Source organism: Streptomyces tardus, assembly GCF_018101125.2.
GTDB classification, from domain to species: domain Bacteria; phylum Actinomycetota; class Actinomycetes; order Streptomycetales; family Streptomycetaceae; genus Streptomyces; species Streptomyces tardus.
In genome coordinates, this window is sequence record NZ_JAELVF020000001.1 from 4,711,036 (window position 1) to 4,725,845 (window position 14,810).

General features: G+C 72.5%; 12 protein-coding genes. 7 read left to right on the forward strand and 5 right to left on the reverse strand.

Annotated elements, in window-relative coordinates; genetic code table 11:
• Nucleotides 1-137: 137 nt before the first annotated feature.
• The gene (locus JGS22_RS20185; protein WP_308405770.1) at nucleotides 138-1,286 is read left to right on the forward strand and encodes a phosphatidylinositol-specific phospholipase C1-like protein; all 1,149 of its coding nucleotides are present in this window, start codon (nucleotides 138-140) and stop codon (nucleotides 1,284-1,286) included.
• Here JGS22_RS20185 and JGS22_RS20190 read toward each other — a convergent pair.
• Nucleotides 1,272-2,135, reverse strand: a complete 864-nt coding sequence (locus JGS22_RS20190; protein ID WP_211040526.1) for a siderophore-interacting protein — start codon at nucleotides 2,133-2,135, stop codon at nucleotides 1,272-1,274. The two genes, JGS22_RS20185 and JGS22_RS20190, sit on opposite strands and share 15 nt — an antisense overlap.
• Before the next feature lie 57 nt (nucleotides 2,136-2,192).
• Entirely contained in the window at nucleotides 2,193-3,098 is a 906-nt protein-coding gene (locus JGS22_RS20195) for a 5'-3' exonuclease (protein ID WP_211040549.1), read from the reverse strand.
• Between the two features lie 213 nt (nucleotides 3,099-3,311).
• Here JGS22_RS20195 and JGS22_RS20200 point away from each other — a divergent pair, with 213 nt between their 5' ends.
• Entirely contained in the window at nucleotides 3,312-5,039 is a 1,728-nt protein-coding gene (locus tag JGS22_RS20200) for a BCCT family transporter (RefSeq protein WP_308405771.1), read from the forward strand.
• Between the two features lie 165 nt (nucleotides 5,040-5,204).
• Here the strand turns inward: JGS22_RS20200 and JGS22_RS20205 are convergent, their stop codons facing one another.
• Together JGS22_RS20205 and JGS22_RS20210 are read right to left on the reverse strand one after the other, a co-directional pair.
• Nucleotides 5,205-5,888: a gamma-glutamyl-gamma-aminobutyrate hydrolase family protein gene (locus tag JGS22_RS20205; RefSeq protein ID WP_211040524.1), complete on the reverse strand. Its 684-nt coding sequence runs from the start codon at nucleotides 5,886-5,888 to the stop codon at nucleotides 5,205-5,207.
• An 82-nt stretch (nucleotides 5,889-5,970) separates the two neighbouring features.
• Entirely contained in the window at nucleotides 5,971-6,705 is a 735-nt protein-coding gene (locus JGS22_RS20210; protein ID WP_211040523.1) for a FadR/GntR family transcriptional regulator, read from the reverse strand.
• 68 nt (nucleotides 6,706-6,773) lie between these two features.
• Here JGS22_RS20210 and JGS22_RS20215 point away from each other — a divergent pair, with 68 nt between their 5' ends.
• The 3 genes from JGS22_RS20215 to JGS22_RS20225 all read left to right on the forward strand — a co-directional run bounded on the left by JGS22_RS20215 (nucleotide 6,774) and on the right by JGS22_RS20225 (nucleotide 10,519).
• A complete protein-coding gene (locus JGS22_RS20215) occupies nucleotides 6,774-8,165 on the forward strand; it encodes a glutamine synthetase family protein (protein ID WP_211040522.1) in 1,392 nt (463 codons plus the stop codon).
• Between the two features lie 72 nt (nucleotides 8,166-8,237).
• Nucleotides 8,238-9,578, forward strand: coding sequence for an aldehyde dehydrogenase family protein (locus JGS22_RS20220; protein WP_372454325.1), 1,341 nt, complete (start codon nucleotides 8,238-8,240; stop codon nucleotides 9,576-9,578).
• A 158-nt stretch (nucleotides 9,579-9,736) separates the two neighbouring features.
• Complete coding sequence (locus JGS22_RS20225; RefSeq protein WP_211040520.1) at nucleotides 9,737-10,519, forward strand: 3-oxoacyl-ACP reductase; 783 nt, start codon at nucleotides 9,737-9,739, stop codon at nucleotides 10,517-10,519.
• 198 nt (nucleotides 10,520-10,717) lie between these two features.
• Here the strand turns inward: JGS22_RS20225 and JGS22_RS20230 are convergent, their stop codons facing one another.
• Nucleotides 10,718-11,932 (reverse strand): amino acid deaminase/aldolase, encoded by a 1,215-nt coding sequence (locus JGS22_RS20230; RefSeq protein ID WP_211040519.1) that lies wholly within the window; start codon nucleotides 11,930-11,932, stop codon nucleotides 10,718-10,720.
• Between the two features lie 746 nt (nucleotides 11,933-12,678).
• On the opposite strand from JGS22_RS20230, the gene JGS22_RS20235 reads away from it, so the two are divergent.
• Both JGS22_RS20235 and mycP read left to right on the forward strand, forming a co-directional pair.
• The gene (locus JGS22_RS20235) at nucleotides 12,679-13,668 is read left to right on the forward strand and encodes a hypothetical protein (protein ID WP_308405772.1); all 990 of its coding nucleotides are present in this window, start codon (nucleotides 12,679-12,681) and stop codon (nucleotides 13,666-13,668) included.
• A partial coding sequence (gene mycP / locus JGS22_RS20240; protein WP_216815047.1) for a type VII secretion-associated serine protease mycosin occupies nucleotides 13,665-14,810 on the forward strand: 1,146 nt, incomplete at its 3' end. The genes JGS22_RS20235 and mycP, both read left to right, overlap by 4 nt.

Genomic DNA, 14,810 nt, shown 5'->3' on the forward strand with positions numbered 1-14,810 from the left:
TGTGCGGGTGGTCGACTTCCCTTTGCCCGGGGGCGGTTGACCACCCGCTCGGGTGGCGGGATGTTGGCTGCACATCAGTTGCTCCAGGGGAGGACGCTGTGCGCCGTCGATCGCTTGCCCGAGGACTTCTCCGGCTGGTGAGTGCCCTCACCGGGCTCGCCACCGCAGCCGCGCTCACCACCGCCGCGCAGGCCGGACCGTCGCGCGACCCCGCGGGCGGGCTGAGGCTGAACCAGATCCAGGCCGTCGCGACCCACAACAGCTACCACCGCGAGGTCGGCTTCGCGGAGCAGCGGGTGATGGGGGAGTACGACGCGAACTTCGGCAATCTGCTCTACAGCCACGCCTCGCTCCCGGTGCAGTTCGCCGAGCAGAAGGTGCGCGGGATCGAGCTGGACGTCTTCCCCGACCCGCGCGGCGGGCTGTACGCCGAACCCCTGATCCGCGGTTTCGCGGGCCAACCGCCTCTCGGCGAGCCCGAGTTGGAGCGGCCCGGCTTCAAGGTGCTGCACTGGGCCGACTTCGACTACGCGAGCAGCTGCGCGAGCCTGCGCGGCTGTCTGCGCCAGGTCAAGCGGTGGTCGGACGCCAACCCCGGCCATGTGACCGTCCCGATCCTGCTGGAGCTCAAGCGCACCGACCCGCAGTTCGAGAAGCTCGGCGGTGCGGTGAGTCCGGCGTGGACCACCGGGTTGCTGGACGCCCTGGACGCGGAGATCCGTACGGTCTTCGGCGAGGACCGCACGGTCACCCCGGACGATCTGCGCAGGAAGGGCCGGACGCTGGAGGAGTCGGTGCTGCGGCACGGCTGGCCGAAGGTCGCCGACACCCGCGGGCAGGTGATGTTCCTGATGGACAACGACGACCGCGCGATCCAGGACGCCTACCGCGCGGGCGGCCGGGAGAGCCTCCAGGGCCGGGTGCTGTTCACCGACGCGGAACCGGGCCGCCCGGACGCGGCGTTCGTCAAGGAGAACGATCCGACGGGCGCGGGCGGCGCGAAGATCGCCGAGCTGGTCGAGCGCGGCTACTACGTGCGCACCCGGTCCGACGTCCCGCTGGACCAGGCGAGCACCGGTGACCGTACGATGCTGCGGGCCGCCCTGGCCTCGGGTGCACAGATGGTCTCCACCGACTTCCCCTCGCCCGGTATGGCCGCCCGCTACGGCTCCGACTACACCGCACGGCTGCCCGAGGGCGCTACCGTGCGGTGCAATCCGGTCAGCGTGCCGGCCGAGCGGTGTCCGGGGCGCGATCTGGAGCGGGACCGGCTAGCCCGCAGCTGACAGGCCGACCGGCCGCCGCTCCTGCTCGGCCTCGACCTGGGCGTTCCACGCGGGCTTGGCCGCCTGCCAGCCGTCCTCGTCGTGGCCGAGTCGCCAGTAGCCGGAGACCGAGAGCCGGTCGCGGGTCACCATCCGCTCCATCCGCAGATGGCGGCGGATCTCCCGCACCCAGCCGGCCTCGCCGTGGACGAACACCTGCGGATCGCCCGTCCAGTCCTCGATCCCGCGCACTGCGTCGACCAGCGCGCTGCGGGTGCGGCCGGGCCCACGGTGCAGCCACCGCACCCTGGTGCCGGGCGCGGTGGCGAACTCCTGCTCCTCCTGCGGTCCTTCGACCTCCAGCAGGACCTCGGCACGCGCGCCGGAGGGCATCCGCTCGATCGCCGCGGCGATCGCGGGCAGCGCGCTCTCGTCACCGACCAGCAGATGCCAGTCGGCCGCCAGGTCGGGACAGTAGCCGCCGCCGGGCCCGAGGATCCGAATGGCGGTGCCCGGCTGCGCGGCCCTCGCCCAGGGCCCCGCGAGGCCGCTGTCGCCGTGCACGACGAAGTCGATCGTCAGCTCCCCGGCCTGCGGGTCGAAGCGGCGCACGGTGTACGTCCGCATGGCCGGCCACTGGTCCCGGGGAAGCTCCTCGCGGATGCGCGCGATGTCGAACGGCTCCGGGTGGCTGACGCCGGGCTGCGGGAAGAGCAGCTTGACGTAGTGGTCCGTGTACTGCCCGACGGGCAGCCCGGCCAGCTCCTCGCCTCCCAGCACCACTCTGATCATGTGGGGCGTGAGCCACTGGGTGCGCAGAACGGTCAGAAGGCGGCTCGTCGGGCGGCTGCGTACCGGGCGTGTGGACACGGGGACTCCTACCGAGAACGGGACTACTGGATAGTTAGGGGAGCCTAACCTAACAGTTCACCGCTCCAGGGTCTCCAGCAGTCGGCGCAGCGAGCTGCCCAGTCCCCAGCGCTCGCCCAGCTCCCGCACCGCTTCCGGGTTGCGGGGGCTGCGGGGCAGGGCTGTGTCCAGCGCGGGCAGGGGAACGTCGTGCGCGACCCTGACGACCTTGGGGGCGACCGCGAGATAGGGCCGGGCCTCGTTCAGGCGCCGGCGCTGCGCGGGCGTGACCGAGGAGGCGGGGTCCTCGGCCGCGGCCAGGATCCCCGCCAGGTCTCCGTGCGCGGCCAGCAGCTTGGCCGCGGTCTTCTCGCCGATGCCGGGCACGCCGGGCAGCCCGTCGCTCGGGTCGCCGCGCAGCAGGGCGAGATCGAGGTAGCCGGAGCCGTCCACCGCGTACTTGCTCTCCAGTGCGGCGCCGTCGAAGACGTCGAGCTGACCCACGCCCTTGACCGGGTAGAGGACCCGGACCCGGCGCTCGTCGTCCACGAGCTGGAAGAGGTCGCGGTCGCCGGTGACGATGTCCACCGGGCCGCGCGCCCGTGCGGCGAGGGTGCCGATGACGTCGTCCGCCTCGTAGTCCGCGGCGCCGGCCCGGGCGATGCCGACGGCGTCGAGGACCTCGTCGATGATCGGCACCTGCGGGGCGAGGGTGTCGGGGACCTCTTCGGCGTCCGGGCCGCTCGCGGCCTCCTCGGCGACGCGGTGCGCCTTGTAGGACGGGATCAGCTCGACCCTCCAGGCGGGTCGCCAGTCGAAGTCCATGCACGCCACCAGTTCGTCGGGGTGGTGGTCCTGCACGAGGCGGGTGATGAAGTCCAGCAGCCCCCGTACCGCGTTGACCGGGGTGCCGTCGGGTGCCCGGACCGAATCGGGGACCCCGAAGTAGGCGCGGAAGTAGAGCGAGGAGGTGTCCAGCAGCATCTGGTGCGGTGTCGTCGTCACGGCCCTGATTTTGCCGCACGGCAGAGGGGCGAACCGCCGTGAATCCGGCGGTGGGAGAACAGGTGGATCAACGGAGGCATGGGATCGTGCCTTCTGGGCAGGCGCGGCCAGTCGGCCAATGGAGGTGCCGGCGGCCGAAACTGGAAACCGAGAGCAGAGGACGAGTGCGTGGCCGCGCAACAAAGAGATGGTGTGTCGGGTCAAGGCCCGACAGCCGAGCAGACGGACGGTCGGGGGCGACTGTCGAGTATCGACCCGAGGGTCTTCTATCCCTCAGCGATCATCATCGTTGCCTTCGTGGTCTTCGCCACGGTCTTCCGAGACACCGCCCAGGACTGGGTGGGCGCGATTCAGGAGAACGTGGTCAGCGGCGTGGGGTGGTACTACACCGCGCTCGTGTCGCTCTTCGTGATCTTCGCGATCTGGGTGGGAGTCGGCCGCTACGGAGACATCAAGCTGGGTCGCGACGACGACAAGCCGGAGTTCGGTCTCGGATCCTGGCTGGCGATGCTCTTCGCCGCGGGCATGGGCATCGGCCTGGTCTTCTGGGGCGTCGCCGAGCCGCTGACGCACTATGACACCCCTCGCCCGGGCGTGGGGGAGAGCTCGGCGGAGCGCAGTGAGGCTGCACTGGTGCAGACCTTCCTCCACTGGGGCGTGCACCCGTGGGCGATCTATGTCGTGGTCGGGCTGTCTGTCGCCTATGCGGTCCATCGCAAGGGGCGCCCGGTGTCGATCCGCTGGGCTCTGGAGCCGATCTTCGGTGACAAGATCAAGGGCGCGTGGGGCAGCGCGATCGACGTGGTCGCTGTCGTCGGCACGGTATTCGGTGTCGCCACCTCCCTGGGGCTCGGAGTGCTCCAGATCTCCGCGGGCCTCGAGTTCAAGGGCTGGGCGGAGGACCCCGGCAACGGGCTTCTGGTCGCTCTGATCGTGGTGATCACGCTGTTGGCGGGCATCTCCGTGGTGACGGGAGTCGGCCGGGGCATCAAGTGGCTGTCCAACATCAACATGGGCATGGCGCTCGCTCTGCTTCTCTTCGTGCTGATCGCAGGCCCCACGCTGTTCATCATGAACGGCTTCGTTCAGGACGTCGGGGGCTACCTTCAGAGCCTGTTGTCCCTGAGCTTCGACACCGGAGCCAACCAGGGCAGTGAAGGCACCGAGTGGCTGAACGGCTGGACGGTCTTCTACTGGGGCTGGTGGATCTCCTGGGCGCCGTTCGTCGGCATCTTCATCGCGCGCATCTCCCGCGGCAGGACGGTGCGGGAGTTCGTGTGCGGTGTCCTCCTGGTCCCCACCGTGCTGACGTTCTTCTGGTTCTCGGTGTTCGGGGGCGCGGCGATTCACCGCGAGATGTTCGGCGAGGGCGGTCTCGTGGACGAGGGCGCGGAAACGTCGGTCAACCGAGACAGCGCGCTGTTCCAGTTGCTCGACACTCTCCCCGGCGGCGCGTTCGTCGCGGGCCTGGCCATGCTGCTCATCGTCCTGTTCTTCGTGACCTCCTCGGACTCGGGCAGCTACGTGGTCGACATGCTGGCCTCCGGCGGCGACCCGGATCCGCCCACGTGGAGCCGGGTCTTCTGGGCGGCGGCCGAAGGTGCCGTGGCCATCGCGCTGCTGGTTGCAAGCGGTGCGGGTACGGCAGCGCTCGACACGCTGCAGACCACCGCCATCCTGATCGCGCTGCCGTTCAGTCTCGTGATGATCGGTATGTGCGTCGCCACGATCAAATCGTTCAACCAGGAGCGCAGGGCCTACTTGGCGGCCCAGCGCAAGGAGCAGGACGAGCGTCTTGTCGGTCAGGCAGTCGCCGCGTTCGAGGAGAACCTTGACAACGGCACCTATGCCGACTCCGGGCTCTCCTCGGACGGCGAGGCGGGGCCGGGTGACGGTTCCACCAAGCTGACCAAGAGCTGACAGGGAGACTGCCGAGCCTGGCCTCGGCTTCGTGACTGCCACAGCGGCGGTCACGAAGCCGAGGCTTTGCCATGTGTGTGCAGCGGCGCACGCGGTGGCGGGGGCAGGCGCCCCGCAGCGGCGGCTGGAGGCCGGTTTGTCCCGCGCGGGCCGTGCCCGCCGTTCTCAGCGCGTCGCGTCGATCAGCCCCCGCATCACCCGCAGGTCCTCGCCCGCTTCCGGGTGCCACTGCACGGCGAGCACGAACCCGCGCGTCACCGACATCTCCAGTGCCTCGACGGTGCCGTCCTGCGCGTACGCGCTCACCGTCAGCGACTCGCCGACCCGGTCGACGGCCTGGTGGTGGTAGGTCGGCACCTCCAGCGGCCCGTCCAGCAGCGCCGAGAGACGAGTGCCCTCGACGGGGGTGACCAGATGGGAGGAGAAGACGCCGGGCGGTCCGCCGTGGCCCTCCAGATGCTGGTTGAGCGTGCCGCCGCAGACCACGTTGAGCAGCTGCATGCCGCGGCAGATGCCCAGGAGCGGCAGTCGTGCGTCGAGGGCAGCCTCGATCAGCGCCGATTCCCAGGCGTCGCGCACCGGATGGGCCGTGCCGGTGTGCGGTCCCGGTTCGGCCCCGTAGCGGTGGGGCGCGATGTCGGAGCCGCCGGCGACCACCAGCGCGTCGAGCCGGGCCACCGCGTGCGCGGCGGCGTGCGGGTTCTCGTCCGGCGGCAGCAGCGCGGCGACACCGCCGGAGCGCTGGACGAGCTGGTGGTAGCCGGCGGGCAGCAGCGCGGCGGGCAGATCCCAGACGCCCCATCTCGCGGGTTCGAGGTAGGTGCTGATGCCGACGAGCGGTGTGGGCACGGTGGTGGTTCCTTCCGGAGCGGTGTGGTCCGCGGACGTGGCCGGTCGTACGGTCAAAGGTTGTGCACGAGACCTTTGGTGCTCAGGGGAGGAAGCCGCGCAGCAGTGCTGCCGTACCCGCGCAGTGCTCCCGCATCACCGAGCGGGCGCTCTCGGCGTCGCCCGCGAGCACCGCCTCGGCCAACTCCGTGTGCTGGCGCTGCGCGTGCTCCAGATTGCGGACCAACAGGGGTATGCGGTCCAGGAGTTGGTTGAGCCGGGCGCGCACTGTGGCGTACTCGGCGGTCAGCGAGGGTGAGCCGGCGAGCTCGGCGAGCGTGAGGTGGAAGCGGGTGTCGTAGCGCCGGTAGGTGTCGGGAGAGGCGTCCCCGGTCGCCGCCAGTGCCTCCTCGAGGCGGTCCCGCTCGGCCGGGCACGGACGCCCGCGCGCGGCCAGCTCCGCGATGCCGACCTCCAGCACCTCGCGGAAACGCAGGGTGTCCTCCAGATCGACCGCCGACACGCCCGGGCCCTGCGGCTGTTCCGGATTCTTCGCGGGGCGGCGGACGAACGTGCCGCCGTAGCGTCCGCGCACGCTCACCACCAAGCCCTGTTCGGTGAGCGTGCGCAGCACCTCGCGCAGGATGGCGCGGCTGACGCCGAGCCGGAGCGCGAGCTCGCGCTCGGCGGGGAGCCGGTCTCCCTCGGAGAGCAGATCTAGCCGGATGACCCGCAGGATCTGTTCGAGTGCCTCTTCGTACCCGTTGCCGCTGCGCACCGGGCGCAGCACGGGGGAGAGCAGGCCCTCCCCGTCCTCGGCCGACCGACGCTCGTCCATCGCGCTACTTCCCTCCCAAAGGTACGCGCCACTACCTTAGAGCCTCCGGTGCACGGACAGGAGGCCCTGTGACACAGCGCGTAACCGCGGCAGGTACGGAAGCCACGCCCCCACTGCCCCTCGACGAGCTGACCCGGCTCGTCGAACAGGGCGAGATCGACACCGTCGTCCTCGCCTTCACCGACATGCAGGGCAGACTCCAGGGCAAACGCTTCGCCGCCCGCTTCTTCCTCGACGACGTGGTCGGCCACGGCACCGAGGGCTGCAACTACCTCCTGGCCGTCGACGCCGACATGAACACCGTCGACGGCTACGCGATGTCCTCCTGGGAGCACGGCTACGGCGACTTCGCCATGCACCCCGACCTCTCCACCCTGCGCCGTACGCCCTGGAACCCCGGCACCGCGCTCGTCACCGCCGACCTCGCCCGGCTGGACGGCACGCCCGTCCCCGCCTCGCCCCGGCAGATCCTGCGCCGCCAGCTCGACCGGCTGGCCGAACGCGGCTGGAGCGCGTACGCCGGCACCGAGCTGGAGTTCATGGTCTTCCGGGACACCTACGAGGACGCCTGGACCGGCGGCTACCGCACCATGACACCGGCCAACCTCTACAACGTCGACTACTCCGTGCTCGGCACCGGCCGCGTCGAACCGCTGCTGCGCCGCATCCGCAACGAGATGGCCGCGGCCGGGATGGCGGTGGAGTCGGCCAAGGGCGAGTGCAACCTCGGCCAGCACGAGATCGTCTTCCGCTACGACGACGCCCTCACCACCTGCGACCAGCACTCCGTCTACAAGACCGGTGCCAAGGAGATCGCCGCCCAGGAGGGCCGTTCGCTCACCTTCATGGCCAAGTACGACGAGCGCGAGGGCAACTCGTGCCACATCCACCTCTCGCTGCGCGACTCCGACGGCGCGCCGCTGCTCGCCGACGACAGCGGGCCGTACGGGATGTCGAAGCCGATGCGCCACTTCCTGGCCGGACAGCTCGCCGCGCTGCGGGAGTTCACCCTGCTGTACGCGCCGAACATCAACTCCTACAAGCGCTTCAGCCCCGGATCCTTCGCGCCCACCTCCGTCGCCTGGGGCCCAGACAACCGCACCTGCGCCTACCGCATCGTCGGCCGCGGCCACTCCCACCGGCTGGAGAACCGGCTGCCCGGCGGCGACGTCAACCCCTACCTCGCACTGGCGGGAATGATCGCGGCCGGACTGGACGGCATCGACCGGGAGTTGGAGCTGCCGCAGGCCTGCACGGGCAACGCCTACACGGGCGACGCCGAGCAGGTGCCCGCCACCCTGCGCGACGCCGCCGAGCTGTGGGCCGACAGCGCACTCGCCCGCGAGTCGTTCGGCGACGAGGTCGTGGACCACTACCGCAACATGGCGCGGGTCGAGCAGCAGGCGTACGACACCGCGGTGACCGACTGGGAGCGCTACCGCTCCTTCGAACGCATGTGAGGCCGAGAAGTGACCGATCCGCACCGCACCGGTGAGCCCGCCGCCGCCCCGGACGCTCCCGCCGCGCACCAGGTGCGCAACCCCGCGACGGAGGAGCTGCTCGCCACCGTCCCCGCCGTCGACCCCCGAGGCGTGGCCCGGGCCGTACGCCGCGCAGCCGACGCCCAGCTCCGCTGGGCCGCGCTGCCGCCGGGCGACCGGGCCCGGCAGCTGCGCCGGTTCGCCGCACGGGTGGACGAGAACCTCGAGGAACTGGCTCTGCTGGAAGTGCGGGAGGCGGGCCATCCGATCGGCAACGCCCGCTGGGAGGCCGGCAACGCACGCGATCTGCTGGAGTACGCGGCAGGGGGAGTCGAACGCCTGACCGGCCAACAGATCCCGGTCGCCGGCGGCGTCAACCTCACCTTCCAGGAGCCGCTCGGCGTCGTCGCCGTCATCGCGCCCTGGAACTTCCCGATGCCGGTCGCCGCCTGGGGCACCGCGCCCGCCCTCGCGGCTGGCAACGCCGTACTCCTCAAACCCGCCGAGACCACTCCGCTGACCGCGCTGCGTCTGGCCGAACTGGGCCTGGAGGCAGGGCTGCCCGAGGGCCTGTTCCAGGTGCTCCCCGGCGCCGGGTCGAGCACCGGGCGGGCTCTGGTCGACCACCCGGGGGTGGCCAAGGTCGTCTTCACCGGTTCGACCGCCGTCGGGCAGGAGATCATGGCGCGCTGCGCCCGCGGAGTGAAGCGCGTGACACTCGAACTCGGCGGCAAGAGCCCCAACCTGGTGTTCGACGACGCCGATCTGGAGCTCGCCGCCAGTGCCGCCCCGGGCTCCTTCCTGGACAACACCGGCCAGGACTGCTGCGCCCGGAGCCGCATCCTTGTCCAACGCAGCGTCTACGACCGGTTCATGGAGCTGCTGGAGCCGGCCGTACTGGCCTTCCGCTGCGGCGACCCGAACGACCCCGGCACCGACATGGGCCCGCTGATCTCCGCGACCCAGCGGGAGCGGGTGCGCCAGTACGTTCCGCAGGAGGGCCCGACGGCGATCCGGGGCAGCGCGCCGGAGGGCAGTGGCTACTGGTACCCGGCCACCGTGCTGGAGCGCGACCCCGGCGACCGGGCGGCGGTGGAGGAGATCTTCGGCCCGGTCGCGGTGGTGATGCCGTTCCGGGACGAGGAGGAGGCCGTCGCCCTCGCCAACGCCACCGACTACGGCCTCGCCGCCTCCGTGTGGACCCGTGACGGCGCCCGCGCACTGCGCGTAGCCCGTGCGGTCGCCGCGGGCAATCTTTCGGTCAACTCCCACAGCGCGGTGCGCTACTCGACGCCTTTCGGCGGCTTCAAGCGCTCGGGTCTGGGCCGGGAGCTCGGCCCCGACGCGTTGTCGGCCTTCACCGAGACCAAGAACGTCTTCCTCGGCACCTGACGGCGAACCGCACCGGAGCCTTCACCGGGGCCTGCCCCCCCCGGGAGGCCACGACCGCGGCACCCGTACGCCCGCCCGCGTGCCGTCGCACCCCCGCACCCCAGCACCCGTGCTCCGCGTCCGTACCGGGCGGGACTTCGTGAAAGGCAGGACCGCAGATGACCCAAGCAGCAGTGTGCCGGCGGCTGATCGGCCGCACCGCCGTGGTGACCGGCGCCGGCAGCGGAATCGGGCTGGCCACCGCGCGCAGACTGGCCGACGAGGGCGCCCACGTCGTCTGCGCCGACGTCGACGCCGACAGCGGACGGGCCGCGGCCGAGGAGGTCGGCGGCCTGTACGTGGAGACCGACGTCACCGACGAGGAACAGGTGGCGGAGCTCTTCGCGACCGCCCACCGCACCTACGGCTCGGTCGACGTCGCCTTCAACAACGCCGGGATCTCGCCGCCCGACGACGACTCCATCCTCACCACCGGACTGGAGGCGTGGAAGCGGGTGCAGGAGGTCAACCTGACCTCCGTCTACCTCTGCTGCCGCCACTCCATCCCGTACATGCGCGAGCAGGGACGCGGCTCCATCATCAACACCGCCTCCTTCGTGGCCGTCATGGGCGCGGCCACCTCGCAGATCAGCTACACCGCTTCCAAGGGCGGAGTGCTGGCGATGTCCCGGGAGCTGGGCGTGCAGTTCGCCCGCGAGGGAATCCGGGTGAACGCGCTGTGCCCGGGCCCGGTCAACACCCCACTGCTCAAGGAGCTGTTCGCCAAGGATCCCGAGCGCGCCCAGCGGCGGCTGGTCCACGTACCGGTGGGCCGTTTCGCGGAGCCGACCGAGATCGCCGCCGCGGTCGCGTTCCTGGCCAGCGACGACGCCTCGTTCGTCAACGCCGCCGAGTTCCTGGTGGACGGCGGGATCGCCGGCGCGTACGTGACGCCGCTGTAGCCGGTCCCGGCTCCGGGTTCGGCTCGGTGCGGGTGGTGGAGAGCCGCCCGGGACGGTCGGCTCCCGGCCGCCCCGGGCCGCCCTCGGGCTGCCGCGTCGGGGCGCGCCGGGCTGCGGTGGTGTGTTCCCCTGGGCTGCGGCGGTGTGCGCGCCGATCGACTGCCGCGGGGTGCGCCCTTCACCGGCCGCCCCGACCGGTCACAGGTACGTACGGCCCTCGCCGCGGTACGTCGGTACGACCGAGGTGATCCGGTCGCCCTCGAGCAGGTGCACTTCGGCGAACCGCTCGGCCAACTCGCCCGCCTTGGCGTGCCGGAACCACACCTTGTCGCCGATCAGCAGATCGTCCGCCGCGGAGCCGAGCAGCGGTGTCTGCACCTCGCCGGGCCCCTCCAGCGGGTCGTACCGCAGGCCCTCGGGGAGGTACGGCGTCGGCAGGCGGTCCGGTCCGGCAGCGCCGGACGCGGGGTAGCCGCCGCCGAGCACCGTCACCACACCGACGCCGGGCCGGCGCACCACGGGCTGCGCGAAGAGCGCGGCCGGCCGCCCGGAGAAGCCGGTGTAGTGGTCGAAGAGCCTGGGCATCAACAGCCCGGAGCCGGCGGCAACTTCGGTCACCGACTCCTCGCCGACGGTGTGCTGGACGCTGCCGGTGCCGCCGCCGTTGACGAACTCCAGGTCCGGCGCCACCGCGCGCATCGCCCGTACCGCCGCGGCCCGCCGTTCGGCCAGCTCCCGCCGCGCGGCTCGCTGCATCAGCCGTACCGAGAGCGAGTGCAGGGGCCGGCCGGGCACATCGTCCCCGACACCCGCGATGTGCCCCTCGTAGGCCATCAGACCGACGAGTTTGAAACCGGGCCGGCGCGTCACGGATCGTGCCAGCTCGGCCAGCGCGCCGGGGGAGTGCAGCGGGGAGCGGCGCGCCCCGAACCGGACCCGGCCGCCGAACAGCCGGTAGGAGGTGTCCAGTTCCAGACAGACCCTGATCTCCTCCCGGCCCCCGTCCCGGGCCTGGTCGATCACCGCGAGCTGGGCGGGGTCGTCCACCATCACCGTGACGGCGGCGGCGAGCTTGGGGTCGGCGGCGAGCTCGGCGTAGCCGGCGCGGTCCACCGAGGGGTAGGCGAGGAGCACGTCGGAGATCCCGGACCTCGCCAGCCACAGGGATTCGGCCAGAGTGAAGCTCATGACGCCGGCGAAGCCCGGGCGCTCCAGCACCCGCTCCAACAGGGCCCGGCAGCGTACGGACTTGGAGGCGACGCGTACCGGTTTACCGCCGGCCCGGCGGACCAGATCAGCCGCGTTCGCGTCGAACGCGTCCAGGTCCACCAGCGCCAGCGGGGCGTCGAGGTGGGCGGTGGCGCGGTCGTATCGGGCCCGGTCGGCTGAGGGGTGCGAGGCGGAGGCGAACACGCACGCAGCTTGCCAGAGGGCGGCGCTTCAGGACAGTCCTGGTACGAGCGGGTTGTCGGGCCACTGCGCACTCCACGTAAAGTGACGCGCACGCCTTCCACCGGCATGCCGGTCGCTGAAGCGGTGTTGTCCACACGAGCCAGGCCCCGCTCCCCAACCGGGCGGTGCCTCCAGGGAAGTGCGAGGGGGAGCGGGTGAGCACTGAGGCCGACTCAGCACGTCCGCCGATGCCGCCGCTGAATCCGCCGCGGCCCGGTGCGCCGCCGAGCCCGACGACGCCGAGCCCTCCGCCGCCGCGCACGTCGGCCGACCGCGGCGCCGGGTCCGTCGCCGAGTCCGCGTCCGCCGGTACGGGGGCGGCGAGCGGGACGCGCAGCGCTCCGCCCGCCCGTCGGCCGGCGGTTCCTCGGTCCGCGGCAGGCCCGGCCGCCGCTGCCGACTCCCCGCCCGCGGTGTCTCCCGCCTCTCCGTCCGGTGGCCGCGCCGAACCGTCCGAGCTCCCGATCGGCGTCCCGCCCGTACCGCCCAAGTCCCCGCCGGCCGGGCCGACTTCGCCCAGCGGCGCGCCCGCGGCGCCGAGCGGTCTGCCTACGGCCGCCGTACGGCCCTCCGCCGCACCCGAGGCGCCCGTGTCCCCGTCCCGGACGGCCGGGCCCCGCTCGGGGTTGTCCAAGTCGCCGTCCGCGGCGGCCGGTTCACCGCCCGATGTGCCCAAGCCCCGGTCTGCCGCCCGGAAACCTCCGCCGGTGCCGTCCAACTCCCCTCCCGTGGCGGCCGGTTCGCCCGCCGCAGCAGGCGGGCAGCCCAAGTCGGCCCGTCCTGCGGCTCGTTCAACCACCGCTCCGTCCGTCCCGGTGCCGCCGCGGCCGGCCGCGGCGCCGCTGGGGGAGCCCGCGTACCACCCCGACGGCCCGGTGGCGCCGCCCGCCCCGCCGCGCACCGATCCGCTCGCGACCTCGGGCATGCGCCCGCCCTGGTACCGCCGGCTGCCCGCCGGCCGGCCCCGGTTGGCCGCCGCGGCGCTCTGCATGGTGCTGGGGGCCGGGCTGCTGGGCGGGGCCGCGGCGGGTACCTGGATGACCGGCTCCGAGGACTCCGGGCCGACCGGATTCCGTGCCGCCGGAAACCTGTGGCGGGAGAGCCCCGTCGACGAGCTGTTCCCGCGCAACCTCCCCGGCGACGGAGCGGGCCCCGGCGGCGCCGACCGGCGCTGGATCCGGCTGGCGGTCGCCCCGGACAGCACCTGCGAGGGCGCCTTCGACGAGCTGCTGAGCAAGGTGCTCTCCCCTGTCGGCTGCCGACGTCTGGTGCGCGCCACCTACCTCGACGAGACCTCCAGCACCGTCACCACCGTGGGCATGGTCTTCACCAGAGCGGGGGCGGGCGGCATGGACAAGCTCCGCAACCGCTTCGCCACCGAGAACCTCACCCAGCGCACCGACCTGATGCCGCGCACCCACCCCGTGCGCGGCACCCTCGCCGCCGACTTCGGCGACGCCCAGCGCGCCAGCTGGACCATCCGAGTCCTGACCGACGCGCCCGTCGTGGTGTTCGCCGTCAGCGGCTTCGCCGACGGCCGTGCGGTCAGCGATCCGCAGCCGGCCGGCGACGCCACCCGCAAGGGCCAGAAGACCGCACCCGCGCAGGCCGGTCTGGGCCACGACGCGCAGGGCATCGCCGACCGTGTGGAGCGGGGCGTACGCAGGACCGTCGCGGACACCGTGGAGGACGAATGACCGCCCGTCGGGCCACCGTGGCGACGCTGGTCGCCGCGCTGCTGCTGGTGCTGCCGATGCCCGCGGCGCAGGCGGACAACATCCGCGACCGCCAGTGGGCACTGGAGGTGGTCGGGGCTCAGGAGGCGTGGAAGACCACCAAGGGCGAGGGCGTGACCGTAGCGGTGCTGGACACCGGTGTGGACGCCGACCACCCGGACCTGCGCGGCGCGGTGCTCGGCGGCAAGGACGTCGTCGGCTTCGGCGCCGCCCGCGGGGACGCCGCCTGGGCCAAGCACGGCACCGCGATGGCCGGCATCATCGCCGGCCGCGGACACGGCCCGGGCCGCGGCAACGGCGTGCTCGGCGTCGCCCCGGAGGCGGACGTCCTCCCGGTCCGCGTACTGCTCGAACAGGACGATCCGCAGCGCAAGAAGGCCCGCTCCACCAGGGCGGGCGCGCTCGCCGAGGGCATCCGCTGGGCCACCGACCAGGGCGCCGACGTCATCAACCTCTCCCTGGGTGACGACAGCGCCTCGGCCGAGCCCGATCCCAAGGAGGACGCGGCGGTCCGCTACGCCCTGAGCAAGGGCGTGGTCGTGGTGGCCTCCGCCGGCAACGGCGGCGAGAAGGGAGACCCGGTCTCCTACCCGGCCGCCTACCCCGGAGTCATCGCGGTGACCGCCGTGGACCGGTACGGGGTCAGGGCCGCCTTCTCCACCCGCCGCTGGTACGCGACCGTCAGCGCGCCGGGCAAGAGCGTGGTGATGGCCGACCCGGACACCCGCTACTACCAGGGCTGGGGCACCAGCGTGGCCGCCGCGATGGTCTCCGGCACCGCGGCCCTCGTCCGCGCGGCGCACCCCGACCTCAGCCCCGCCCAGGTCCGCACACTCCTCGCGGACACGGCCGGCAAGACCCCCGCCGGTGGCCGCAGCGATGCGCTCGGCACCGGCGTGGTGGACGCAGCCGCGGCCCTCGAGGTGGGCGCCACGGTCGAGGCGGGCGCCCAGCGCCCGGTCGCCGAGCCGTACGCCGAGAAGCACTTCGGCAGCGGCCCGGAGCGCACCGAGACCTCGACCGCCTGGCTCGCGCCGACGGCCGCCGCACTCGGCGCCCTCTTCGTCGCTCTGGCGGTCTTCCTCTACCGCGGTACGGGCGGG

What these genes read in the sequence shown, in the direction of transcription:
- JGS22_RS20195 (WP_211040549.1), bottom strand. Translation starts at nt 3,098, where the DNA reads ATGCTGCTGGACACCTCCTCGCTCTACTTCCGCGCCTACTTCGGGGTC.
- JGS22_RS20210 (WP_211040523.1), bottom strand. Translation starts at nt 6,705, where the DNA reads ATGGACGAGCGTCGGTCGGCCGAGGACGGGGAGGGCCTGCTCTCCCCC.
- JGS22_RS20225 (WP_211040520.1), top strand. Translation starts at nt 9,737, where the DNA reads ATGACCCAAGCAGCAGTGTGCCGGCGGCTGATCGGCCGCACCGCCGTG.